This window comes from Kitasatospora sp. UYEF31 (assembly GCF_057291755.1).
In genome coordinates, this window is the sequence record NZ_JBXAWK010000070.1 from 1 (window position 1) to 20984 (window position 20984).

Here is a 20984-nt window from a genome sequence, read left to right on the forward strand (position 1 = left end):
GCCCCGACCCTGAGCACCAGTCCGCCCCGCCGACCAGGACTCCTCTCCCAACCCCAAGCGTCAAACGGGCATCAGGTCACATACCGCACTCTCAGACCGGCCGGTACTCCTCATGGGGAGTCGCGTGTTCCCACACAGCGGCCCAGGCCGAGGCGCAGAGTGCAACCACAGCAGGCGACGTGGTCAGTTCCTCGCCGGTCATCACACCGTTTCCGTCGAAGTGGTTGAACAGGACCGACGACCCGTCGAAAAGCCAGAAATCGTTACCCGGCAGGGCCAGCCCGGATGCCTGCTTTCGGGGAAGCCACCGTACGGACTCTCCAGCCTTGACGTTGTGGCTGGTCGTCAGCTCGTACTCATAGCGCACGTACGGAGAGATTGGCTCGGACACGATACGAGCCCGGCTTACGTCCACTCCACGGGCCACCGAGGCTGAGACGAGCTCAATCCACCATGGCCAGCGTTCCGCCGGATCGAACCGGTTCCCCGCCGCCCACTCGGCGTAGTCGTCATCCAGCCCGTAGGCATCGCGCATCTCCAGGTGGTATGCGCTGCGAGTCGCAGAGCGGAACAGGTCCTCAAACTTGGGGGCCTTCGCCACCGTTCACCTCCGGGAAGAACTGCATCATGCGCCTCGGGAACTCGATCACGGTCTCGTGCTCGGGGACGTTCATCTCTGCCAGCCGCTCAGGGTCCAGCACGCGCCATCCCTGCAAGATGTAGTTCCCGGTTAGGTCGTCCAAGTACACGGTGGGGGAACCGTTGTTGGGGCTCTCCGGGTCCTTGCCCAACCTGTGCAACGTCATGGTGTCCTCCAGCATCGCGGGTGACGATCGACATGAACGAGCTTGCGCCGGATCACCCGAAGGCACCAGCGACTTGCACAAACTTCTACGAGTGCCCTGGACCGGGCTGATTCGACCTGCGCGGGTAGCTCGTCGCGTTTCCCCATGCCACGCAGGGATTTTTGCGACTTCATACCCCTTTCAGGACAGGGTTGTCCGCATTAGTAGACACGACGCGTTACAGGGCGCCGAGGCCGGCCGGGCCTTCTTGGTGCGGAGAGTGATCCATTTGGCGGAGCGAATAGCTAATTGCGATGCGCAGCGGCCATGCTGTACGTGTCGGTTTCTAATTTGCACGACAGGAATGCCTTAGGTGAGACTCGGATCACATTCTCAGCCTTCCTGAAATGCTCGCCAGCAATTAAAAGCATCTTTTTTCCATGAATCGGCTTTCCGTGGACATGTCCGGAGCGTTGATAATTGAGAATGAGCCAAGTTAGCCATACCTGTCCACGATCGAGTTACAGTATCCCCGATAGGTCTTCTCGGCGAATCAAGATGCGTTACCCCCTGGGTTCATACATGCAGGTGAGAGCGCTATCCTAGCTGTCCGTAGTGGGAATTGCAGTTCAGCTAGACATTCTTCAGCGAGTCCTGTAAAAAGTGATCCGTATTCGCTGTTCTGCGCATGACGGTCCACCCCCAAAGTGTCGATCGGGAGCGCACGCAGAGACCTTCTAAGAAACCTTCTTTCACAAGGAGTTTCCATGCTGAAGACCATTGAGCACGTGACGGTTACCTACGTTGAGGCGTTGGTTTGTGACCCATGCCAGCGGAACGAGACTGGAGACGTTCCGGCCGTGTCGTCCATGACCGTGCCTGTGATCGGCTCTGACGGACTCTCCATGGACCTGTGTGCGGATCACGTCAAGGCCGCCTCTGCGGCCCTCCTGGCCGCGTTCACACCGGCCGCTGCTGAGCCGGTGGCCGTGCCTGAGTCGGTTACTGACGACGTGACCCTTGATGAGCTGCCTGCCCTCGATGAGGTGGAGCGGCATGCTCCCGCTGAGCCTGTGGTGACCCCGTCCGTGATGCTGGCCGGTGAGGTCCCCGGGTATGGCCGTGCGGGTGCTGTGGAGGCTCTGGAGAACGCGGGGTTCCGCATCGTTGGGCGTGCGGACGCGTCCACGACACTGTTCGTGGTCGGGGAGGGTGGAGACCGGAACCCGCACAAGCTCAGGGATGCCCGGGACTACGGCATCCCGGTGTTGGACGCCCGGTCCTCAGGACGCTTCCGGGACGCTGTGCGCGCCAACGACTGGAGTGGTGGGGACACGCTTCCGACCCCTGTGAAGCAGGACGCTCAGGCCATACGTGAGGCAGCGGGACGACCGGCTACGGGTCGGGACCGGTCTACGGAGATTCGGCAGTGGGCTCGGGCTAACGGCTTCACGGTCAGTGATCGCGGTCGTCTGTCGATTCGGGTGACCCACGCGTTCGACCTGGCGCACGCTGCGGGAAAAGCGCACGCGGCCTGAGCGTCGCACCCCCCCCCGAACCTGTCAGCACTTCCGCTCCCGCGCGTGCGGTCACCATCCCCGGCGGTGGGCAGCACCCGACACCGATGGACACGCCCACCTGGCGCGGCTTCAAGTCCACCCGGGACATGAGGTACCGGAAGACCGACTACTCCCCGGGCACGTGGGTGGAGTGGCGGCAGGACGGACGGACCCGGACCGGTGTGGTGGTGGAACACGAACTCCGTCCGGGCTACCCGTACAGCGTCTTTCCTGCGGACGGCTCTGACGTCCTGCTGTTCAACCGTCCAACCCGTAGGCATCACCGGGCCTACGTCGTCCACGGTGGCCGTGAGCTTGCCACCACTCCCGCACATGACCAGTACGAGGAAGTAGCCGCATGAGCAGGGAAGTTCGTTTCTGCGGTCCCATCGGTCGAGCGGTGGCCCGGGTCGCTCCCCACTCCGAGACGGACCCAATCGGCATTTACATCACGGCCCTGAGCATGTGGAGCGCGGCCATCGGTGGCGCGGTCCGCGTCAGCTCACGCGGGAGCAGCAGGCCCGTACTTCTGTGGTCTGCACTGTGCGCCGGAACCGGTAAGGGGAAGGGGACGGCCCTGCGGACGGCTCATCACGTGATGCGCCCGGCCATCGGGCGGTTCCTCGACACGCACACGGTGTCCGGTCTGACTTCAGGCGCGTCGCTGGTCAACCACCTGTGGGTGCAGTACGGAGAGACGGTTCTCAGCGAATCGGGTGAGGACGTCCGCTCGTTCGTCTGTGAGGAGGAGTGGTCGGAGACTCTCCGCAGGGTGAAGCGTGATCCCTCGTTCACGGCCAAGCTTCGCGCGGCCTGGGACGGAGCCACGCTCCGCAACACCACTAAAGAAGAGCAGCAGACCGTAGAGAACCCCGCGTTGGTCATGCACGCGCACATCACAGAAACCGACTGGACTCGGTATGTGGGTGTGGCCGAAGCGGCAGGCGGGAGTTACAACAGGATCATGCCCGTGCTCCTGGGCTCTGTGCCCATGCTCCGGAACGGCACGAAGCTGCCTGAGATCGACGGTACGGACCTCTCGCACGCCTACCGCTGGGCCACCGCTGGGAGCCGGGTCATCGCCCTCGCTGAAGATGCTCAGGACCTGTGGTGGGTCGTCCGCCGGTACGGCTCCATCCTCACCACGTCCCTTCCTGAGGATCAGGCCGTGTTCATCGAGCGCACGGCCGAACAGACGCTCCGGGTCGCTGCTTGTCTGGCAGCGTCCACCCGCTCCGAGGTGATCGACCGGGAATGCCTGTCCGCCGCGTTCTCCATGGTCCGCCACTCGGTAGCGTCCGTGGTCGCGTTGACGTCCAACACCGGGAAGCCCGCCAAGGCCCGTGTGCCGGTCTCACTTGAGGACAGGGTGCGCGCCCGCATCGTCCTCCATGGGGGCCGGGCGACGTCCTCTCAAATTCTGCCCTATGTGTCGGCCACCGCCGCTGAGGTCAAGGCGTTGGAAGGCATCACCATCACGCAGGAGAAAGGCAAGGGTCGACCGGCCACGGTCTTCACCCTCGCGGAGGAATCACCCACGCTGGAAGCCCGTCCCGAACCATCCAAGGTCCTGCGCATGGACGACTACCGGCCGACCGTTGAGAAGGCCCCTGAGCTCCTTCCTCCGGCTCCCGCACCGGAGCCCGTGCGAACTAAGAAAGCCGACATTCCTACGCCTGTGCGGTCTATCGAAACACCGGCCGATCCGTTCGCCGCGTTGTTGGCGAACCTGAGTGGCTGAAGCACCACCGCCACCGCCACACAATCGACACACGACACCGGGAAACACCCCGAAAAAGACCGAAGCAACCCGGGATCGAGCTGCCACCTCAAAGCAACAAAAGAAGCCCCTGACCTGCGCATTCGCAGATCAGGGGCTTCTTGCTAGCTAGCCGACGGACGAGTCGGCCTTATACGCCGGGTTTTGTCGTCCGGGAGCCTTACGGCGCCCGGAGAGGCGACCATCCATCTAGGACTGCCGTTGCCGACAGCCTCATGCGGTCTACCCGCGGACTCGGGCGGGCCGCCCTCGATCGTCCGCGCAGGGACCGCGCACGTTTCCGTACGCACTCCCCTTTTGACCTTGCTCCGGGTGGGGTTTACCTAGCCACCCCAGTCACCTGGGGTGCTGGTGGTCTCTTACACCACCGTTTCACCCTTACCGCCGACCCTCCCGAGGGAGGGGCGGAGGCGGTCTGTTCTCTGTGGCACTGTCCCGCGGGTCACCCCGGGTCGCCGTTAACGATCACCCTGCCCTGTGGAGCCCGGACGTTCCTCGGCACCTCTCACGAGGGGTGACGCGGTCGCCCGGCCGGCTCGTCCGCCGTTCGTACAGCTTAAGGCACACTGGTCAGGGCACCGCACTCACGCGGGCGCGAAGAGGACCTTCCTGGTCTGCTCGTCGGCGCTCACCAGACGGACCCTGGCGTGCGCGCCCAGCTTGAGCCCCTGACCTTCGAACTTCGCCCGTACGGCCGGCTCGCGCAGCATCACGATGCCGCCGTCGCCGCGACTGTTGAGGTCGGTGACCACCGCGTCGAACTCCGCGCCGATGTACGGGCCGAGGACGATGGCCTCGACCAGGTCCACCGCTCCGCGCTCGACCTCGTTGCCGCGCCTGCTGCCCGCCTCCATCTCCTTGGGCAGCCCGTGCAGTCTGCGCAGCACCCAGTCGGGCACGTCAGTGCCGGCCACGAGGCTGAGGCAGACCTCTCCGGAGTACCGGTCGACGAGGCGGCGCAGCGGCGCCGTGACGTGGGTGTACTCGTCGGCGACCGCGGCGTGCACGGTCTGCTCGGGGATTCCGGCGTCGAACGCGGTGTATCCGGCGCCGCGCAGGAGCGCGGTGCATTCCTCCAGGAAGGCCGCGTGCTGCGGGTTGGCGGGGTGCAGGGAGCGGATGACCTCGCCGTACGTGGCCCCGTCGGGCCACTCCACGCCGAGGGCCGCGGCCACTCTGCGCAGGCGTTCCAGGGCGCTGGCGGGGGCTTCGGGCAGAGTGCGCAGGACGCCGACGCCCGCGTAGACCATCAGGTCGGCGGCGGCCATGCCGGTGAGCAGGGAGATCTGGGCGTTCCAGCCCTCCGAGGTGAGGGGTGAGCGGTATTCCAGGCGCCAGGTGTCGCCGTCCTCGGCGATCTCCTGTTCGGGGATGGGCAGGCTGATGCCGCCACGTTCGCGTTCGAGGAGTTCGCGGAGCAGGCCGATGTCCTTGAGCAGCGCGAAGTCCGGTGCGCCGGATTCGATCGACTTCTGCACTTCGTAGTAGTCGAAGCGGGCGCGGCTGCGGACCATGGCGCGGTGCACGTCGGTGCCGGTGAGTTCGCCGTCGGCGTCGAGGTCGAGGGTCCACAGGAGGGCGGGGGCCCGGTGGCCCGGCAGGAGGCTGGCGGCGCCTTCGGAGAGGGCCGGCGGGTGGAGGGGGATGCGTCCGTCGGGGAGGTAGAGCGTCTCGACGCGGCGGTGCGACTCGGTGTCGATCTCACCGTCGGGGTCGACGAACGCGGCGACGTCGGCGATGGCGTAGTGCACGCGGTAGCCGCTCCCCCGGCGTTCGAGGTGCATGGCTTGGTCCAGGTCCATCGAGCCGGCCGGGTCGACGGTGAAGAAGGGGATGTCCGTCGCGTCGCGGTCCGGCAGTCGCGGGTTCTTCGCGGCTGACTCGGCCTCAGCGAGGACCTCGGGTGTGAATGCGACAGGCAGGCCGAGGTCGGTGCGCAGCGCGGTGAAAGCGGCGCGCAGCCGGTTGCCGTCGGCGGCCTTGAGGTGGATCTGGCGGCGGGGCACGCATCGAGATTAGGCAGGTTCGCCGCCGGTGTGCAGTATTTGCGCGCATTGCGCTGCACGGCGGTCGCGCCCCGGCCGCACCCCGGTGGAGTCCCCGGTCGTGCCCCCAGTCGTGCTCCCGGTCGTGCCCCCGGTCGTCAGGGAGGCCATCCGCGGGTCGGTAGGTTGGCTTCCGTACCGCCGTCGTCCTGGTCTTTCGACCTGCTGCGCGGCCTGCGTCTGTTGTCGTCCTGAACTTCTGAGGAGTCCCTTCCGTGCTCGTACTTCTGCCGCCGTCGGAGGGGAAGGCCGCCGCCGGGAGCGGCCCCGTACTCGATCTGGCCGGGCTGTCGCTGCCCGCGTTGACGGCGACCCGCCGGGAGGTGTCCGGTTCGCTGATCGCCCTGTGTGAGGGCTCGGAGGACAAGGCCCTCGAAGTGCTCGGCCTGGGTCCGAAGCTGCGCGGCGAGGTGTTGAAGGACCTGGAACTGTACGAGTCGGCCACGCTTCCGGCGGCGCAGCTGTACACGGGAGTGCTGTACGACGCACTCGGCCTGGAGACGCTGGACGCCGCGGCGAAGGAGCGTGCGGCGCGGAGCCTGCTGGTGTTCTCCGGGTTGTGGGGCGTGCTGCGGATCACCGACCGGGTTCCCCCGTACCGCTGTTCGATGGGTGTGCGGCTGCCCGGACTCGGCACGCTGGCCGCGTTGTGGCGCTCCGTGCTGACCGAGGTCCTCCCTGCGGTCGCCGGGGAGGGCCTGGTCCTGGATCTGAGGTCGTCGGCGTACGCACCGGCCTGGCGCATAAGCGGGGATGTCGCGTCGCGGACGGCGACGGTCCGGGTGCTGCACGAGACCGTGGCCGACGGGGTGGTGAAACGGTCGGTGGTGAGTCACTTCAACAAGGCGACGAAGGGCCGGATCGTCCGGGCACTGCTTGAGGCGGGCGCGGATCCGGCGGGCCCGGCGGAGCTGGTGGACGTACTGCGCGGCCTGGGGTGGGCGGTCGAGGTGAAGGAACCGTCGAAGGCCGGGGTGGCCTGGTCGCTCGACGTGATCGTCCCGATGGTGTGACGACCCGACGCGTGTGAACGACGCGACGGAGTGAAAAACCGTGAAAACAAAGGATCCCCGGGTGTCCCATCGGACTGTCTGTCCGGTGGGACACCCGGGGAACCTGTTGTTCCGGGTGTCGTGCTCAGCTCCGCAGGCGCGGTGTCGTGCTCAGCTCCGCAGGCGCGGTGCCGTGCTCAGCCCCGCAGGTGCGACGTGTCGTTGAAGACCCGCAGCGAAGCGTTGCCGTCGGCCCAGCACTGCACCGCCGTGATCGCCGCCGCGGACAGTTCCATCCGGAACATGCTCTGCGCGGGGGCGTCCAGGGCGAGCCGTACGAGCGTCTTGACCGGCGTCACGTGCGTGACGACCAGGACAGTCTTCCCGGGGTAGCGGGCCAGGAGCTTGTCCCGGGCGACCTGCACCCGGGCGGCGACCTGGATGAAACTCTCCCCGCCGGGCGGGGCGACCTCGGGGTCGGACAGCCAGGCCTTCATCTCAGCCGGGAACCGCTCGTTCGCCTCGCCGAAGGTCAAGCCCTCCCACGCGCCGAAGTCGGTCTCCTTGAAGCCCTCTTCGATCCGTACGTCGAGGTTGAGGCGTTCGGCCACCGCCTGCGCGGTCTGCCGGCAGCGGGCCAGCGGCGAACTGACGATCGCCTGGATGCCGCCGCGCTTCCCGATGGCCTCGGCGGCCCGACGGGCCTGCCACAGGCCCTTCTCGGACAGCTCCGGGTCCGCGCCGACGCCGGAGAAGCGCTTCTGCGGGGTCAGCGCGGTCTCGCCGTGCCGGAGCAGGACCAGCGACGTGGGAGTGCCCAGGTCGGGTCCCCAGCCGACGGACTTCGGCCGCCCGGGGACCTTGTCGGCCTCCGGCGGGGCCGGCGCGGTCTTCGGCGTGAACGGGTTCGTCGCCGGCACGTGCCTGGGCGTGATCTGGCTGACGTCCGTGGCCGGCACGATCGTGGTGAACCCGGGTGACATCCGGTCCGTGACCGACGCAGTCGTGGTGGGGCCTGACTGCATCCGGTCCGTGGCCGTCCCGGCCGTGGTGGGGCCTGACTGCATCTGCTCCGTGGCCGTCCCGGCCGTGGTGAATCCCGACGGCATCTGCTCCGTGGTCGGCTCAACCGCTACGAGGTTGGGCCTGGCCTGCCAGGCCTCGCCCCTGGCGGCGGCGTCCATGGCCTCGTTGGCCAGCCGGTCCGCGTGCTTGTTCTGCTCACGCGGAACCCAGGTGTAGCGGACGTTCGCGGACGGCAGGGTCCGGATCCGGGCGGCCAGGTCCTGCATGTCGACGTGCTTGATCTTCCAGCGGCCACTCATCTGCTCGACGACGAGCTTGGAGTCAGCCCGTACCTCGATCTCGGCCTGCGGGTTGAGCTCCAGGGCCGCGGTCAGCCCGGCGAGCACTCCGCGGTACTCCGCGACGTTGTTGGTCGCCACACCGATGTGCTCGGCGCCCTCCCACAGGAGTTCGCCGGTGTCCGCGTCACGGACGAGCGCACCGTACGCCGCCGGGCCCGGGTTGCCCCGGGATCCGCCGTCGGCTTCGACGACCAGTCTCGTCACAGGCCCGACTCTGCGGTGCGGACGAGGATCCGACGGCAGTTCTCACAGCGGATGATCTCGTCCTTGGCGGCGGCCCGGATCACATTGATGTCGGTGATGCCGAACTCGAGGCGGCAGCCCTCGCAACGGCGCTGGTAAAGCGCTGCCGCGCCGACGCCGTGCGACTGCGCGCGGACCTTCTCGTACAGCTTCAGCAGGTCGGCCGGGATCGCGGCGGCGAGGATCTCGCGCTTCTTCTCGACGGCGGCCTCCTCCTCAGCGATCTGCTCCGTAGAGACCTCCCGGCGCGCGGTGGCGGCGGTGACCTCGGCCTGGGCGGCGTCGCGCTCGGCGTTCAGCTCGACGAGCCGGGCCGCGATGCCCTCGCGGCGCTCCATCACTTCGAGCTCGACGTCCTCGAGCGCGCTCTGCCGGCGGCCCAGGGAGGCGATCTCGTGCTGGAGGTTCTCCAACTCTTTGGGGTTGGTGATCCGGCCCGCGTCCAGGTGCTCCTGGTCGCGGCGGGTGCGGACGCGGACCTGCTCGACGTCCAGCTCGGCCTTGGACTGCTCGCGGGCCGTGTCACTGTCCTGCGTCTGAGCCGCGACGACCAGGTCGCGCACGGTCTTCAGCCGGGCCGTGAGCTTGTCGATCTCGGCGTTCTCCGGGAGCGTGCGGTGCTTGTGGTCGAGCTGGGCCAGACGCGAGTCGAGGGCCTGCAGGTCGAGCAGACGGAGCTGGTCGGCGGGCGCGGCGTTCAGGGTGTTCTCCTGTTTTCAGAGTTTTTGGTGTTCATGCGTTTTTGGTGTTCTTGCGCTTCTTCGGTCCGTGCGTTTCTTGCGTTTCTTGCGGTTCTTCGGTTCTTCGGCTCTTCGGCTCTTCGGTTCTTCGGTTAGTGCGTTTCTTCGGCTCCGCAGGTGGTCCGGAACGTGTTCAGCCGGTGCCGGACGCGGTGTGGAACGTCCACGGGTCGGTGACCAGCCGCGAGACGTACGTCTCCACGTTATCCCCGACTGCGGCCAGCGAATCGCCCAGTGCCGCTGCCGCGTAGTCGAGCCAGGGCCACTCGGTGGCCCAGTGTGCGGCGTCGACCAGTGCGGGGCCGCCCGCTTCGACCGCTTCCGAGGCCGGGTGGTGCCGCAGATCCGCGGTCAGGTAGACGTCGGCACCGGCCCGCCGGGCCTCGGCGAACAGGCTGTCCCCGGAGCCACCGCAGACCGCGACCGTCCGGACCGTACGGTCCGGATCGCCCGCGATGCGCAGCCCGGCCGCGGTTGCCGGAAGGCCCTTGGCGGCCTGTGCCGCGAAGTCGCGCAGGGTCATCGGTGCCGCGAGGGTCCCGATCCGCCCCGCGCCGCGGCGGCCTTCGAGGTCGTCCGCGGCGGCTTCGAGCGGGCCGGTCACGGTGACGCCGACGGCTGCGGCGAGCGCGTCGGAAACGCCGGGGTGGGCCCGGTCGGCGTTTGTGTGCGCGACGTTCAGAGCGCAGCCGCCGGCGATGAGTGTGTGGACGACGCGGCCCTTGAAGGTGTCGGCCGCGACCGTGGTGGTCCCGCGCAGGTACAGCGGGTGGTGGGTGACCAGCAGGTCCGCGCCCCAGGCGAGCGCTTCGTCGGCGACGGCCTGGACCGGGTCGACGGCGAACACCACCTTGCGGACTTCGGCTGCGGGGTCACCGCAGACCAGGCCGACCGCGTCCCAGGATTCGGCCCAGGAGGGGTCGTACAGCCGGTGGAGGTGGGCGAGGACGGTATGGAGCTGGGGCACTGTGTGAGATTACGTGATCGGCTCTCTTTTCGAGAAAACCCGACCGGTGCCTGTGCTCACGGCTGCCGTGCTGGTTGCATAGGGCGCCATGCAACCAGGGGAAAGGTCGTCATGACGCACTGCCGACTGTGCGGCACCGAGAGTCCGTACGAGGTCGAATACTGCCCGGGGGCGGGCTGCGGGGCCGATCTGCGCGGTCAGCAGACCGGCGATCCGCTGTGCGCGGTGCAGTTGTACGTCGATCCGGACCGGATCTCCGCACTGCCCGGTGCGACGGTCATCATCCACTTGACTGTGCGCAACTCGGGTCAAGTGCCCGACGGCTTCGCGCTGGAGCTGCCCCGCACGGTGGTGGAGCGGATCACCGTCCAGGAGGAGCGCGACGGTCCCCTGGACCCGGGTGAGGAGCGCCTGTGGGTCCTGCGGTACACCGTGCCGATCGACACGGACACCCAGATCATGGGCGTCCGCGGGCTGTTCTCGGAGCAGTCGCAGGACCAGCGGGCGGAGCAGCCGGGCGGGCATGTGCTGCCGATGCGCCTGGTGTCGCTGCGGGACCGCCGGGTCGCCGCTGGAGTCTCGGTGTCCGTCGAGCCGCCGGCGGGCTCCGTGCTCCCTGCGGCGTACCCGCTCGCCGGGGCCGGGGCCGCGTCCGGGGCCGGGGCCGCGTCCGGGGCCGGGGCCGCGTCCGGGGCCGGTCACGGAGCGGAGCACCGATCGGGCCACGGAGCAGGCCACGGGGCCGACCGCGCACGGCGCAGCCGTCGAATACCCGTCGCCGCCGCCGCTGCGGTGGTGGCGGTCGCCCTGGTGGTCGCGGGTGTCCTCGCTCTGGGTTCGTCCGGCGGCGACGGGGACCGCGCGGCACCGGCGCCGATCAGTTCCCGGGCCGCGTCCCCGAGCGCCACCGGGAGCGGTCCGGCGAGCAACGTGCCGGTGGCGAACGAGTCCGCCGGCGGGGCGTCGTCCGACTCCGCGAAGCCGAGCGGCAGTTCCTCGGCGAAGAAGGTCGCCGTGCCCGATGCGACCGGGATGGTCGAGGCGGAGGCGCTGGCCCTGCTGCGCGACGCGGGGCTGAAGCCGCAGGTGGTGCAGGCCGCGGGCACCGCTCCGAAGGGGACGGTCATCAGCACGGACCCGAAGTCCGGGTCGCAGGTGGCGCGCGGGGCGTCGGTGAAGGTGCGGGTGTCCACCGGTCCGTCGGCGACTCCGTCGAAGTCCGCGGACGCACAGCAGGCGACGGTGCCGCCGCTGGCCGGGAAGCAGTTCCCGGAGGCCCAGGCGCTGCTGGCGCAGGCCGGTCTGCGGGCGGTGCAGCGTACGGAGGAGCGGTCGGACATGGCCCCGGGCACTGTGGTCCGCACTGAACCGGGTGCGGGGGCGAAGGTGGCGGCCGGGTCGGCCGTGGCGGTGCTCGTCGCGAAGGCGAAGCCCGAGCAGGACACGGCGACGGTGCCGAACGTGACCTACCTGGACGGTGACGAGGCGAATGACGCCGCCTCCGGGGCCGGGCTGAGCCTGGTGGACGAGCACGGCGGAAGGGTGCGGAGCCGGGACTTCGTCTTCTCGCAGTCGCCCAGGGCGGGGACGAAGGTACCGAAGGGGTCGGCCATCACGGTGGTGACGGACCGGTGAGGGGTCGGCGATCACAGTGGTGACGGACCGGTGGGCGGAGGCTGCCGCCGTCCCTCGGTGTGATCCGCGTCCGTCCCCACCAACGGGCATGGCGCACCGTCACCTTTTTCGAATAGCTTGCTTCAGTCAATGAGCACGCCGACGAAGGAGTACGTCCCATGCTCGATCTGAACGGATCCTCCGCACTCATCACCGGTGGTGCGTCCGGGCTCGGCGAGGCCACCGCCCGCCGCCTCGCCGCAGCCGGCGCCACCGTCGTCATCGCGGACAAGAACGCCGAGCGCGGCAAGGCCGTCGCCGACGAGCTCGGCGGGATCTTCGCCGCCACCGACGTGACCGACGAGGCGCAGGTCGCCGCAGCCGTGCAGGCCGCCGCGAGCGCCGCCCCGCTGCGCGCCGTGGTCGCCTGCGCGGGCACCGGGCTCGGCATGCGGACGCTCAACCGGGACGGCACCCCGCACCCGCTGGGCGCCTTCGAGTTCATCCTGAAGCTCAACCTGGTCGGCACCTTCAACGCGATCCGCCTGGCCGCTGTGGAGATGGCCAAGACCGAGCCGCAGGCCGACGGTGAGCGCGGCGCGATCGTGCTGACCGCCTCGGCCGCCGCGTTCGACGGCCAGGTCGGCCAGGCCGCGTACAGCGCCTCCAAGGGCGCCGTCGTCGGCATGACCCTGCCGGTGGCCCGCGACCTGTCCGCGATCGGCGTACGGGTCAACACCATCGCCCCCGGCACCATGGACACGGCGCTGTTCTCAATGGCCCCCGAGCAGATCAAGGAGGGCCTGGGCAAGCAGGTCCTGTTCCCGAAGCGGATGGGCGTCGCCGACGAATTCGCGTCGATGGCGTACGAGCTGCTGACGAACAGCTACATGAACGCCGAGGTCATCCGGCTCGACGGCGGAATCCGCTTCCCCGTCAAGTGACACAGACGTACAACCTTCGGTGTACGCGCTGCCCCGTGATCAGTGCTGGGATGGGCCTGTGAACCACTGGTCCTCCCCCACCCGCGACGAGTGGCGCGCCGCCGCCCTGGCGCTGGCCCTCGGCCTGTTGCTGACCGGTGTCGGCGCGTACACCACCTGGGCCCCGTCCTGGGACCCGGCGATGCCCGTCCGCCTACTGCCGCTACTACTCATCATCGCCGCTGAGCTGCGCCGCACCACCGCCCCGGGACTGTGCCTGGCGATCGGCATCGTCGCCCTGGGCTGGGACATCGCCCTGGGACCTTCGCTCGGCGTGGTCCTCACCTGGACCGACGTGCTGTACGCGGCGACCGCGCACGGCCGCCGACGTCTCGGCGACTGGTTGTTCGTGTCCAACATCGCCACCGTCGTCCTGACGGCCGCAGCCGTCCTGGCGATCACCCGTGAAGCCAAGGCCACCGCGACGACGGCGGTCTCCTTGGGTACGGTGACGCTCCTCCCCGTGCTCACGGGTTTCTCCGTACGCGAACACCGTGAACGCGCCGAGGTCGAACGCCAGCGCGCCATCCAGACCGCCAGACTGGCCGAACTCGACCATCTGGCCGCGGTCGCGGCCGAACGCGCCCGGATGGCCCGGGAGTTGCACGACGTAGTCGCCAACCACCTCAGCGCGGTAGCCGTCCAGTCGGCCGCCGCGCTCGCGGTGAAGCACCTGGACCGCGAAGCCCTGCGCGAAGCCTTGGCGGTCATCCGGGAGAGCAGCGTGCAGGGGCTCAACGAGATGCGCGGCATGATCGGCCTGCTGCGCTCCCCCGACGGCCTGGACGGCGGCACGGGAGACGTCCTGCCGGGTCTGGCCGAGGCCGGGCGCCTTGCGGACCGGGCGCGTGGGGCCGGACTGAGCGTGGGTCTGGAGACTTCCGGCAAACCGTACGAAGTCCCCACACCGGTGGACCTGGCGGCGTACAGGATCGTGCAGGAGACCCTGACCAACGCCCTCAAGCACGCCGCGCCGAAGAAGTTGACCGTACGGATCGACTATCGGCCGGACAGCGTCGTGATCACCGCCTCCAACGGGCTTGAGCCCGGCACTGCCACGGCCCTGCCCGGAGCCAGGGCGGGGCTGGTCGGCATGGCCGAGCGGGTCTCCCTGCTCGGCGGGGTGTTCGAGGCCGGCCCGCGCGCGGGGCGGTGGCACGTCCGTGCCGAACTGCCCTGCCGGCCGCCGGACGTCCGTACGGAGTCGGACACCCGTACGGACACCGGCCGGGCGAATCCGCCCGCGAGGACAGCAGAATCGCCCGCAAAGGCAACACCCCGGACTGCGAAGACAAGGAACCCCCGCAAGAAGACAGGGAATTCATGAGCACCCTCCGAATCCTGGTCGTCGAGGACCAGCCGGCCGTACGCGCCGGGCTCGTCCTGATCCTCGGGGCCGCCGACGGCATCGAGGTGATCGGCGAGGCCGGGGACGGCGAACGAGCCCTGGAGCTGGCCCGCGCGCTGCGCCCCGACGTGGTGCTGATGGATGTCCGGATGCCGCGCCTTGACGGCATTTCGGCCACCCGGGCCCTGGCAGCCGAGGGCATCGACGTGCTGGTCCTCACCACTTTCGACGTGGACGAGTACGTGTTCGGCGCGCTGCGGGCCGGAGCCGCCGGGTTCCTGCTGAAGACCGTGGAGGCCGACCGGCTGGTGGAGGCCGTGCGCCTGGTCGCGCGGGGCGATGGTTTCATCGCCCCCGAGGTGACCCGGCGGCTGCTCGCCACCTTCGCCGCCGCGCCCCGCGCCACCGTGCCCGAGGTCCCCGCGGAGTCGATGGCCGCGCTGACGCCGCGTGAGCGCGACGTGCTGCTCTGCCTGGGTCGGGGCCTGTCGAACCAGGATCTCGCCGACCGCCTGGGCATGGCCGAGGCGACCGCGAAGACGCACGTCAGCCGGATTCTGGCCAAGCTGGGCCTGCGGAGCCGGGTGCAGGCGGCGATCCTCGCGCAGGAACTGGAAGAGTGAGAGTCGCAACACCGTTCGCCGATGCGGGGATCCGCGAAAAACACTGCTTAAAGAGCAGGCGAGGGTCAAGGTCACGCACCTTTCGATCAACTTCACCCGTACGAGTGAACAGTTCCCGAACTCATTGAGTGGGACCCGTGACGGTACGTACGGTCGTTCCCGTCAAGCCGATGCGCAATTGGGCGAACTCCCAAAGCGCATAAGGCAATTCGCGGGACCACCCGGTTGCTCCATGAACCGGGTGGCCGCGGGGTAGCGGGGATCGAGGGGGGTTCGGGTCTTGTCGTCGACAACGGTCCACGGGCGGGGCGGCGGTTCCTATGTGGACCGGGTTCGGGTCTTCACCGACCCGAAGCCGGGTCGCGATTTCACGGACCGGGCGCGAACGGCACACCAAGACGACGACAGGACGGGCGGCGCGGCGGGGCACGGGGAGGCCCGCGCCGGGCTGGGGGCGGCCACGGCAAGCCGTAAGGGCCCCGCGGCCGGAGCTGTCGCCACGACCGCACCGCACGGCGCGGTCGTGACCGTCGCGGGGGCCGCCGCCGGCCCCTGGGAGCTCGTGGTGGACGACATGTGGTGCACCGTCCGGCAGGCCGGGCACACCCCCCTCGCCCAGGGGTGGAAGCTCCACGTGTCGTCCACGGTCGACGGCGCGGCGACGGTCCTCGACCGACTGTGCCGGGTCCTGGTGCCGCGCGGCGTGACGTTCAAGTTCGCCGCCGACGCAGCTCGGCTGCGGATGCTCAACTCCCGGGAAGCCGACCGCGCTTCGTCGGGCAAGTTCGTCACGGTCTACCCGGACGGTGACGCGCAGTTCCTGGAACTGGCCGCCGCACTCGACCTGGCCACCCGCGGGCTGCTCGGTCCTTCGGTCCTGTCCGACAAGCCGGTGCGGCCCGGCAGCATCGTGCACTACCGGTACGGCGGTTTCGCCCGCCGCTCCCAGCTCGGCAACGACGGTGCCTACCGCGCGGTGCTCGCCGCGCCGGACGGCACCCTCTCCGAAGATGTCCGGCAGGCCTGGTTCACCCCGCCGCCGTGGGCACCTGACCCGCTCGCCGCGGCCACGGGAGCGAACCCGGCCGCGGTCGCCGGGACGAACACCGACAGGCCGGCCGTACGGAAGGACCCCGCGCCCAGGGGCGTCCTCGTCGCCGGGCGCTTCGCGGTCACCACCGCGATCCGGCACTCCGCCAAGGGTGGCGTGTTCCTGGGCACCGACACGCGGACCGGGACCGAGGTCGTGGTCAAGCAGGGCCGCGCGTACATCGAAGTGGACCGCTCCGGGCGGGACTCCCGCGAGGCGCTCCAGCACGAGTCGGACCTCCTCGAACGGTTGGCGGGCACCGGACTGACGCCGCGTCCGGTGGCCCTGGTCCAGCAGGCCGACACCCTGTTCCTCGCGCAGGAACGCATACCGGGCGGGCCGTTGCGCGGCTGGGTCGCACAGCGGGTCGGCGAAGGCCTGCCCGACGTCCCGTGGGAGGAGGCCCGGGGCATCGTCTCCGGACTGCTCTCCGTCCTGCGGACGGTGCACGGGGAGGGGCTGGTCCTGCGGGACCTGTCGCCGACCAATGTGATGGTGACGCCCGACGGTTCGCTCCGCCTGGTCGACCTGGAACTGGCCGCCGACGTCGGCACGGTGGCCGGGGCCGCCGGGACACCCGGCTACCGGGCGCCCGAGCAGGCGCAGGGGGTGACCGCTGAGTTCGCAGCCGACCTGTACAGCCTCGGCGGGCTGCTCTTCCTGCTGGCCACCGGCTCCGACCCGGCGCTGCCGCCGGACACCGAAAGCCGTACGGACGAGATCCACGCCGGGTCGCACCGCCGGTCGAGTGTCGAACGCCTCGACGGCTGGCTGGAGTTGGCGGCACGGCACGGGGAGACCGCCCGCATCCTCGCCCCCGCCGTCCGTGGACTGCTGCACGACGACCCCGCCGCGCGGTGGAGTCTGGACCGCCTCGCGTCGCACGTCGACAGCGCCGGGCGCCTGCGCGGACCAGGCGTGCGACCGCGGGACAGCGCCAGGTCGCATCCGGGGCACGGTGACGAACCCGGCGGGCACGGGCAGCGCTGCCGCTGCGGGCGCACCGCCGAGGCCACCGGGCCCGCACCCCGGGTGGACCGGCTGCTTGAAGACGGTCTGGCGCACCTGGCCGCGACGATGACCCCGCACCGGGCCGACCGGCTGTGGTCGGCGACGGCCGGGGCGGCGGCGATGGATCCCTGCGCGGTGCAGTACGGCGCGGCCGGAGTGCTCGGCGTCCTGGCCCGCGCCGCGAACACCCGCACGGTCGCGCCCCGGCTCAGGTTCGGGCTGCACGAGGCCGTCGGCGAGGCGGCCGAGTGGCTGCAGCGGCGGATCAAGGCGGAGCCGAACATCCTTCCCGGCCTGTACTTCGGCCGTTCCGGCACCGCCTGGGCGCTGGCCGAAGCGGCCAGGGCGCTCGGCGACGAAACGCTGGGGACGTACGCGGTGGAGCTGGCACTGCGGGTGCCGGTCCGCTGGCCCAACCCAGACATCTGCCACGGGGCGGCCGGCGCGGGGCTGACGCAACTGCGCATGTGGCGGCTGACCGGCGACGACCGGTTCCGGCAGCGGGTGACGGCGTGCGCGGACGGCCTGCTCGCGGCGGCCCGGGAGTCGAACGGCCTGGTCCTGTGGCCGGTCCCGACTGACTTCGACTCGAAACTCGCGGGGGCGGTCCACCTGGGATTCGCCCACGGGGTGGCCGGGATCGGCTCGTTCCTGCTCGCCGCCGGGAAGGCGACGGACCGTCAGGCCTATCTGGACACGGCGGTGCGGGCCGGGCGCACCCTGCAACGGACGGCCCGCCGGTCCGGCGGGGCCGCCTGGTGGTCCCAGGGCCCGACCGACCCCCCGCAGGTGCGGCTGCCGCACTGGTGCAGCGGCTCGTCCGGGGCGGGGACCTTCCTGATCCGCCTGTGGCAGACCACCGGCGACGACGCCTTCCGGGAACTCGCGGAGGAGGCCGCGGTCGCGGTCGACCGGGTCCGCTGGCACTCGGGCACCGCGGTGTGCCACGGCCTGGCCGGGAACGGCGAGTTCCTGCTCGACCTCGCCCAGCACCTGAACGGGCACAGGCCGAACGGAAACAGCTCGGACGGACAGCGCCCCAACGGCAGCAGCCGCACCCCGGACGGCCCTTCCTACCGGGCCATGGCCGAGGAGCACGCCCGGCTGCTCGCCGCCCGCAGCGCGGTCGTCAACGGCCGTCTGGTGCCCGCAGATGAAACGGCGACCGGCACCTCCGCCTCGTACGGCACCGGCACCGCCGGCGCGATGGGCTTCCTCCTGCGGCTGCGGCACGGCGGCCCGCGCCTGTGGCACGACACTGATGCACCGGCGGGCGCGGACGGCGCCGACGGCGGCGGTCTGCTGCCCGAAGGCGGTCCGGAATGACGTCAAGAGCCGGAGTGACATCAGCGGCCGGGTCCACAGCCGGCGCCACCACGCAGCAACCATCCACGGGAGGCGCGAAGTGAGCACCATGATCGCAGCGCCACCACTGCGGCGGGTCAGTTACTCGTTCTCCGCCGACGGTTCGCACGCCGCGTGTCTGGCCACCCCCGGTGACGGGCGCTGGCACGTGGAGTCGTGGACGCTGTGCAGCCGCGAGGACGACGACCGGCCCGCTCCCGTGCTGCTGGCCGCCGACCGCTCCGAGCACCTGCACACCCAGTTGCTGTCGCTCGGCGACGGAAGCGTCCTCCTGTGCCGGCACCACCCGGGACGGCACGAGATCGTGCACCTGGGCGGCGCCGGCGGCGCGGAGCGGGTGCTCGCCGAAGTGCGGTCGCCGGGACTGCGGCTGCTGCCTTACCCGGGCCCTGACGCCGTCGCGCTGGCCCTCAGCACCGACCTGACACCGGTCACCAGCGTCTCCCGGATCCTTCCCGGCGGGCAGCTCGCGCTCATCGCCGAACTGCCGGGGATGTACGGCGGCGGGGTCTGGCTCGACCCGTACGGCGACCGGCTCGCGCTGGACGCCGTCGCCCAGGGGACGGTCAAGACGGCGGTCCTCGACCTGCGGGACGGCTTCCTGACGCCGTTCCTGGAGCTGGCCACGCACAGCAACGACCGGCTCATGTTGTGCCATCCGGACACCGGGCTCATGGTCGTGTCCTCAGACGCGCCGGGCTCCGACCGGCTCGGCTGGATCCGGCTCCCGGCCGAGACTGAAGGATTCGCGACCGCCGGCCTGGAGACCACCGAGCGCGTCCGGTTCCCCAAGCTGGTGCACCTCGCGGACACGGTCGTCCGACCGCTGGCCGTCGCTCCGGACGGCCGCCGGGTGGCGCTCCAACTGGACCGGGGAGCGGGGTCGCGGCTCGCGGTGTGGACTCCGGAGGACGGCAGGCTGGACCAGCTCCGGCTCCCCGGCGGCTGCCTGGGCGGTGTGGGCCGGTGGACCGCACAGGGGCTGCACCTGCCCTTCTCCGCCCCGGACCGGCCCAGTGGCCTCGCCACGGTGGTCCCCGAGGCGGACCAACAGTGGCGGCTGGCCGGTTCGGCCGCCGCGCGCCACAGCGGCTCCGGCGGCTGGCGCACCGCCCACCTGGAACTCCTGGTCGGCGAGGTCGGGCCGGTCGAGTCGATCGTGTACGGCGGCCCCGACTGGCGGGCCGCCGAGCATGTGGTGATCGCCCTGCACGGCGGCCCGGCCAGCGCCTGGCGGTTCGAGTTCGACCCGGTCCTACAGCGTCTGGCCCAGGCCGGCGTCGCGGTGGTCGCGCCGAACCAGCGGGGCAGCACCGGTTACGGCGCTCCGTACAAAGACGTCCTGCACGGGGCCTGGGGTGTGCCGGACCTGGCGGACATCTGTGCGATCTCGCGGCTGCTGGCGGACGAGCGGGCCGCGGCCGGGCTTTCGCGGCCCGCGCTGTTCGGGGTGAGCTACGGGGCGTACCTCGCTCTGCTGGCCGCCTCGACGCAGCCGGGCACCTGGTCCGCCGTGGCCGCGGTCGCGCCGTTCCTGTCCGGGCCCCGGCTGATCGCTGAGGCGTCGGTGCCGATCCGGTCGCTGATGACCCGGCTCGGCGGCGACACCGGGTCCGACGGTGACCCGACGGGCCCACGCGATGTCCTGACGCTGTGTGAGCACATCACAGCCCCACTGCTTTTTGTCCACGGCGACCGGGACGACACGATCCCGGTGGGCCAGTCCCGGTCACTGCGGCACAAGCTGCTGCAACTGGGGCGCACCGAAGGTGAGCAGTTCACCTACCTCGAACTTCCCGGCAACGGACACGACGTCCTCGCCGGGGAGGGGGCACCGGAGCTGAACCCCCGGCTGACCGCGTTCCTCCGCGATCCGTACGCGGGCCGGAAGTGACGGTGCCTCCGCGGAAAAACCTGCGGCAGCCGTCTTGCCGCAGCGCACGGACGACCGACCCGCCCCGGCGGGAACGCTCCAGGAAAGGAACCACCATGCAGCACCTCGAGACCGACCTCGCCGTCCTCCAGCAGCTCCCCGAGACCGAGTCGGTCGAGCTGGGCGGCCACGGCGGCAACGGCTGTGGCTACACCTGCCTCATCCTGACCTGCCTGCTCTTCACCATCGGCTGACAGAGCGTCACCGGCTGAGACAGCTCCATCGACTGTTGCAGCGGAACCAGCCGTTCCAGAAGCGCAGGCTGTTCCAGAAGCACAGGCTGTTCCACAAGCACAGGCTGTTCCACAAGCACAGGCTGTTCCAGAAGCACCGGCTGACGGCGCGACCGGTCAACACCCGCGCTGAAAACACAGCGCCGGGAGCCCCTGCGCCAATCAGGGGCTCCCGGCGCTGGTCGGCACTCCGCGCGTACCGCACGGCACCGCACGGCACGCCCACCTTCCCACGAACCTGCCTTCCCACGAACCTGCCTGTCCAAGAAACAGCCTGTCCAAGAAACAGCCTTCCGACGGGGGTTC

General features: G+C 70.1%; 18 protein-coding genes and 1 other RNA gene. 12 read left to right on the forward strand and 7 right to left on the reverse strand.

The annotated features are described in order from the left end of the window. Nucleotides 1–91: 91 nt before the first annotated feature. Nucleotides 92–601: a DUF6879 family protein gene (locus AC0Z36_RS25740; RefSeq protein WP_485465439.1), complete on the reverse strand. Its 510-nt coding sequence runs from the start codon at nucleotides 599–601 to the stop codon at nucleotides 92–94. Then, the gene (locus tag AC0Z36_RS25745) at nucleotides 579–806 is read right to left on the reverse strand and encodes a hypothetical protein (protein WP_485465459.1); all 228 of its coding nucleotides are present in this window, start codon (nucleotides 804–806) and stop codon (nucleotides 579–581) included. The genes AC0Z36_RS25740 and AC0Z36_RS25745 overlap by 23 nt, the downstream gene beginning before the upstream one ends. 848 nt (nucleotides 807–1654) lie before the next feature. Between AC0Z36_RS25745 and AC0Z36_RS25750 the strand changes: the two genes are divergently transcribed. The 3 genes from AC0Z36_RS25750 to AC0Z36_RS25760 all read left to right on the forward strand — a co-directional run bounded on the left by AC0Z36_RS25750 (nucleotide 1655) and on the right by AC0Z36_RS25760 (nucleotide 4085). After that, nucleotides 1655–2323 (forward strand): Lsr2 family DNA-binding protein, encoded by a 669-nt coding sequence (locus AC0Z36_RS25750; RefSeq protein WP_485465440.1) that lies wholly within the window; start codon nucleotides 1655–1657, stop codon nucleotides 2321–2323. Nucleotides 2324–2409: 86 nt separating this feature from the next. Next, the gene (locus AC0Z36_RS25755; RefSeq protein ID WP_485465441.1) at nucleotides 2410–2706 is read left to right on the forward strand and encodes a hypothetical protein; all 297 of its coding nucleotides are present in this window, start codon (nucleotides 2410–2412) and stop codon (nucleotides 2704–2706) included. Nucleotides 2707–2942: 236 nt separating this feature from the next. Further along, entirely contained in the window at nucleotides 2943–4085 is a 1143-nt protein-coding gene (locus tag AC0Z36_RS25760; protein WP_485465442.1) for a DUF3987 domain-containing protein, read from the forward strand. A 155-nt stretch (nucleotides 4086–4240) separates the two neighbouring features. Here AC0Z36_RS25760 and rnpB read toward each other — a convergent pair. Both rnpB and AC0Z36_RS25770 read right to left on the reverse strand, forming a co-directional pair. Continuing rightward, nucleotides 4241–4663, reverse strand: an RNA gene (gene rnpB, locus AC0Z36_RS25765) — RNase P RNA component class A. A gap of 45 nt (nucleotides 4664–4708) precedes the next feature. Continuing rightward, a complete protein-coding gene (locus AC0Z36_RS25770; RefSeq protein WP_485465443.1) occupies nucleotides 4709–6130 on the reverse strand; it encodes an RNB domain-containing ribonuclease in 1422 nt (473 codons plus the stop codon). Nucleotides 6131–6384: 254 nt separating this feature from the next. Between AC0Z36_RS25770 and yaaA the strand changes: the two genes are divergently transcribed. Next, nucleotides 6385–7182 (forward strand): peroxide stress protein YaaA, encoded by a 798-nt coding sequence (yaaA, locus tag AC0Z36_RS25775; protein ID WP_485465444.1) that lies wholly within the window; start codon nucleotides 6385–6387, stop codon nucleotides 7180–7182. A 176-nt stretch (nucleotides 7183–7358) separates the two neighbouring features. On the opposite strand, the gene AC0Z36_RS25780 is transcribed toward yaaA, so the two are convergent. Continuing rightward, the gene (locus tag AC0Z36_RS25780) at nucleotides 7359–8732 is read right to left on the reverse strand and encodes a bifunctional RNase H/acid phosphatase (RefSeq protein ID WP_485465445.1); all 1374 of its coding nucleotides are present in this window, start codon (nucleotides 8730–8732) and stop codon (nucleotides 7359–7361) included. Continuing rightward, the gene (locus AC0Z36_RS25785; RefSeq protein WP_485465460.1) at nucleotides 8729–9472 is read right to left on the reverse strand and encodes a zinc ribbon domain-containing protein; all 744 of its coding nucleotides are present in this window, start codon (nucleotides 9470–9472) and stop codon (nucleotides 8729–8731) included. The genes AC0Z36_RS25780 and AC0Z36_RS25785 overlap by 4 nt, the downstream gene beginning before the upstream one ends. On the opposite strand from AC0Z36_RS25785, the gene AC0Z36_RS25790 reads away from it, so the two are divergent. After that, a complete protein-coding gene (locus AC0Z36_RS25790) occupies nucleotides 9389–9607 on the forward strand; it encodes a hypothetical protein (RefSeq protein ID WP_485465446.1) in 219 nt (72 codons plus the stop codon). The genes AC0Z36_RS25785 and AC0Z36_RS25790 overlap by 84 nt on opposite strands. 37 nt (nucleotides 9608–9644) lie before the next feature. On the opposite strand, the gene AC0Z36_RS25795 is transcribed toward AC0Z36_RS25790, so the two are convergent. After that, nucleotides 9645–10478, reverse strand: coding sequence for a Nif3-like dinuclear metal center hexameric protein (locus AC0Z36_RS25795; RefSeq protein WP_485465447.1), 834 nt, complete (start codon nucleotides 10476–10478; stop codon nucleotides 9645–9647). Nucleotides 10479–10589: 111 nt separating this feature from the next. On the opposite strand from AC0Z36_RS25795, the gene AC0Z36_RS25800 reads away from it, so the two are divergent. From AC0Z36_RS25800 to AC0Z36_RS25830, 7 genes are all read left to right on the forward strand, one after another. Continuing rightward, nucleotides 10590–12113 carry a PASTA domain-containing protein gene (locus AC0Z36_RS25800; protein ID WP_485465448.1) on the forward strand — a complete coding sequence of 508 codons (1524 nt, stop codon included), beginning with the start codon at nucleotides 10590–10592 and terminating at the stop codon, nucleotides 12111–12113. Between the two features lie 158 nt (nucleotides 12114–12271). Continuing rightward, nucleotides 12272–13036, forward strand: a complete 765-nt coding sequence (locus AC0Z36_RS25805) for an SDR family NAD(P)-dependent oxidoreductase (RefSeq protein ID WP_485465449.1) — start codon at nucleotides 12272–12274, stop codon at nucleotides 13034–13036. Between the two features lie 58 nt (nucleotides 13037–13094). Then, complete coding sequence (locus tag AC0Z36_RS25810; protein WP_485465450.1) at nucleotides 13095–14402, forward strand: sensor histidine kinase; 1308 nt, start codon at nucleotides 13095–13097, stop codon at nucleotides 14400–14402. Then, nucleotides 14399–15046, forward strand: coding sequence for a response regulator (locus tag AC0Z36_RS25815; protein ID WP_485465451.1), 648 nt, complete (start codon nucleotides 14399–14401; stop codon nucleotides 15044–15046). Before AC0Z36_RS25810 ends, AC0Z36_RS25815 begins: the two co-directional genes overlap by 4 nt. A gap of 280 nt (nucleotides 15047–15326) precedes the next feature. Then, on the forward strand, nucleotides 15327–18473 hold the full coding sequence (lanL, locus tag AC0Z36_RS25820; RefSeq protein ID WP_485465452.1) for a class IV lanthionine synthetase LanL: 3147 nt from the start codon (nucleotides 15327–15329) through the stop codon (nucleotides 18471–18473). A gap of 88 nt (nucleotides 18474–18561) precedes the next feature. Continuing rightward, nucleotides 18562–20406 carry an alpha/beta hydrolase family protein gene (locus AC0Z36_RS25825; protein WP_485465461.1) on the forward strand — a complete coding sequence of 615 codons (1845 nt, stop codon included), beginning with the start codon at nucleotides 18562–18564 and terminating at the stop codon, nucleotides 20404–20406. A gap of 95 nt (nucleotides 20407–20501) precedes the next feature. Continuing rightward, nucleotides 20502–20639, forward strand: coding sequence for a VenA family class IV lanthipeptide (locus AC0Z36_RS25830; protein WP_485465453.1), 138 nt, complete (start codon nucleotides 20502–20504; stop codon nucleotides 20637–20639). Nucleotides 20640–20984: the final 345 nt, after the last annotated feature.

Bases quoted from the DNA above. Each gene is read 5' to 3' on its own strand.
- AC0Z36_RS25745 (WP_485465459.1), bottom strand. From the start codon at position 806: ATGACGTTGCACAGGTTGGGCAAGGACCCGGAGAGCCCCAACAACGGT.
- AC0Z36_RS25750 (WP_485465440.1), top strand. From the start codon at position 1,655: ATGACCGTGCCTGTGATCGGCTCTGACGGACTCTCCATGGACCTGTGT.
- AC0Z36_RS25755 (WP_485465441.1), top strand. From the start codon at position 2,410: ATGGACACGCCCACCTGGCGCGGCTTCAAGTCCACCCGGGACATGAGG.
- AC0Z36_RS25760 (WP_485465442.1), top strand. From the start codon at position 2,943: ATGCGCCCGGCCATCGGGCGGTTCCTCGACACGCACACGGTGTCCGGT.
- AC0Z36_RS25800 (WP_485465448.1), top strand. From the start codon at position 10,590: ATGACGCACTGCCGACTGTGCGGCACCGAGAGTCCGTACGAGGTCGAA.
- AC0Z36_RS25805 (WP_485465449.1), top strand. From the start codon at position 12,272: ATGCTCGATCTGAACGGATCCTCCGCACTCATCACCGGTGGTGCGTCC.
- AC0Z36_RS25815 (WP_485465451.1), top strand. From the start codon at position 14,399: ATGAGCACCCTCCGAATCCTGGTCGTCGAGGACCAGCCGGCCGTACGC.
- AC0Z36_RS25825 (WP_485465461.1), top strand. From the start codon at position 18,562: ATGATCGCAGCGCCACCACTGCGGCGGGTCAGTTACTCGTTCTCCGCC.
- AC0Z36_RS25830 (WP_485465453.1), top strand. From the start codon at position 20,502: ATGCAGCACCTCGAGACCGACCTCGCCGTCCTCCAGCAGCTCCCCGAG.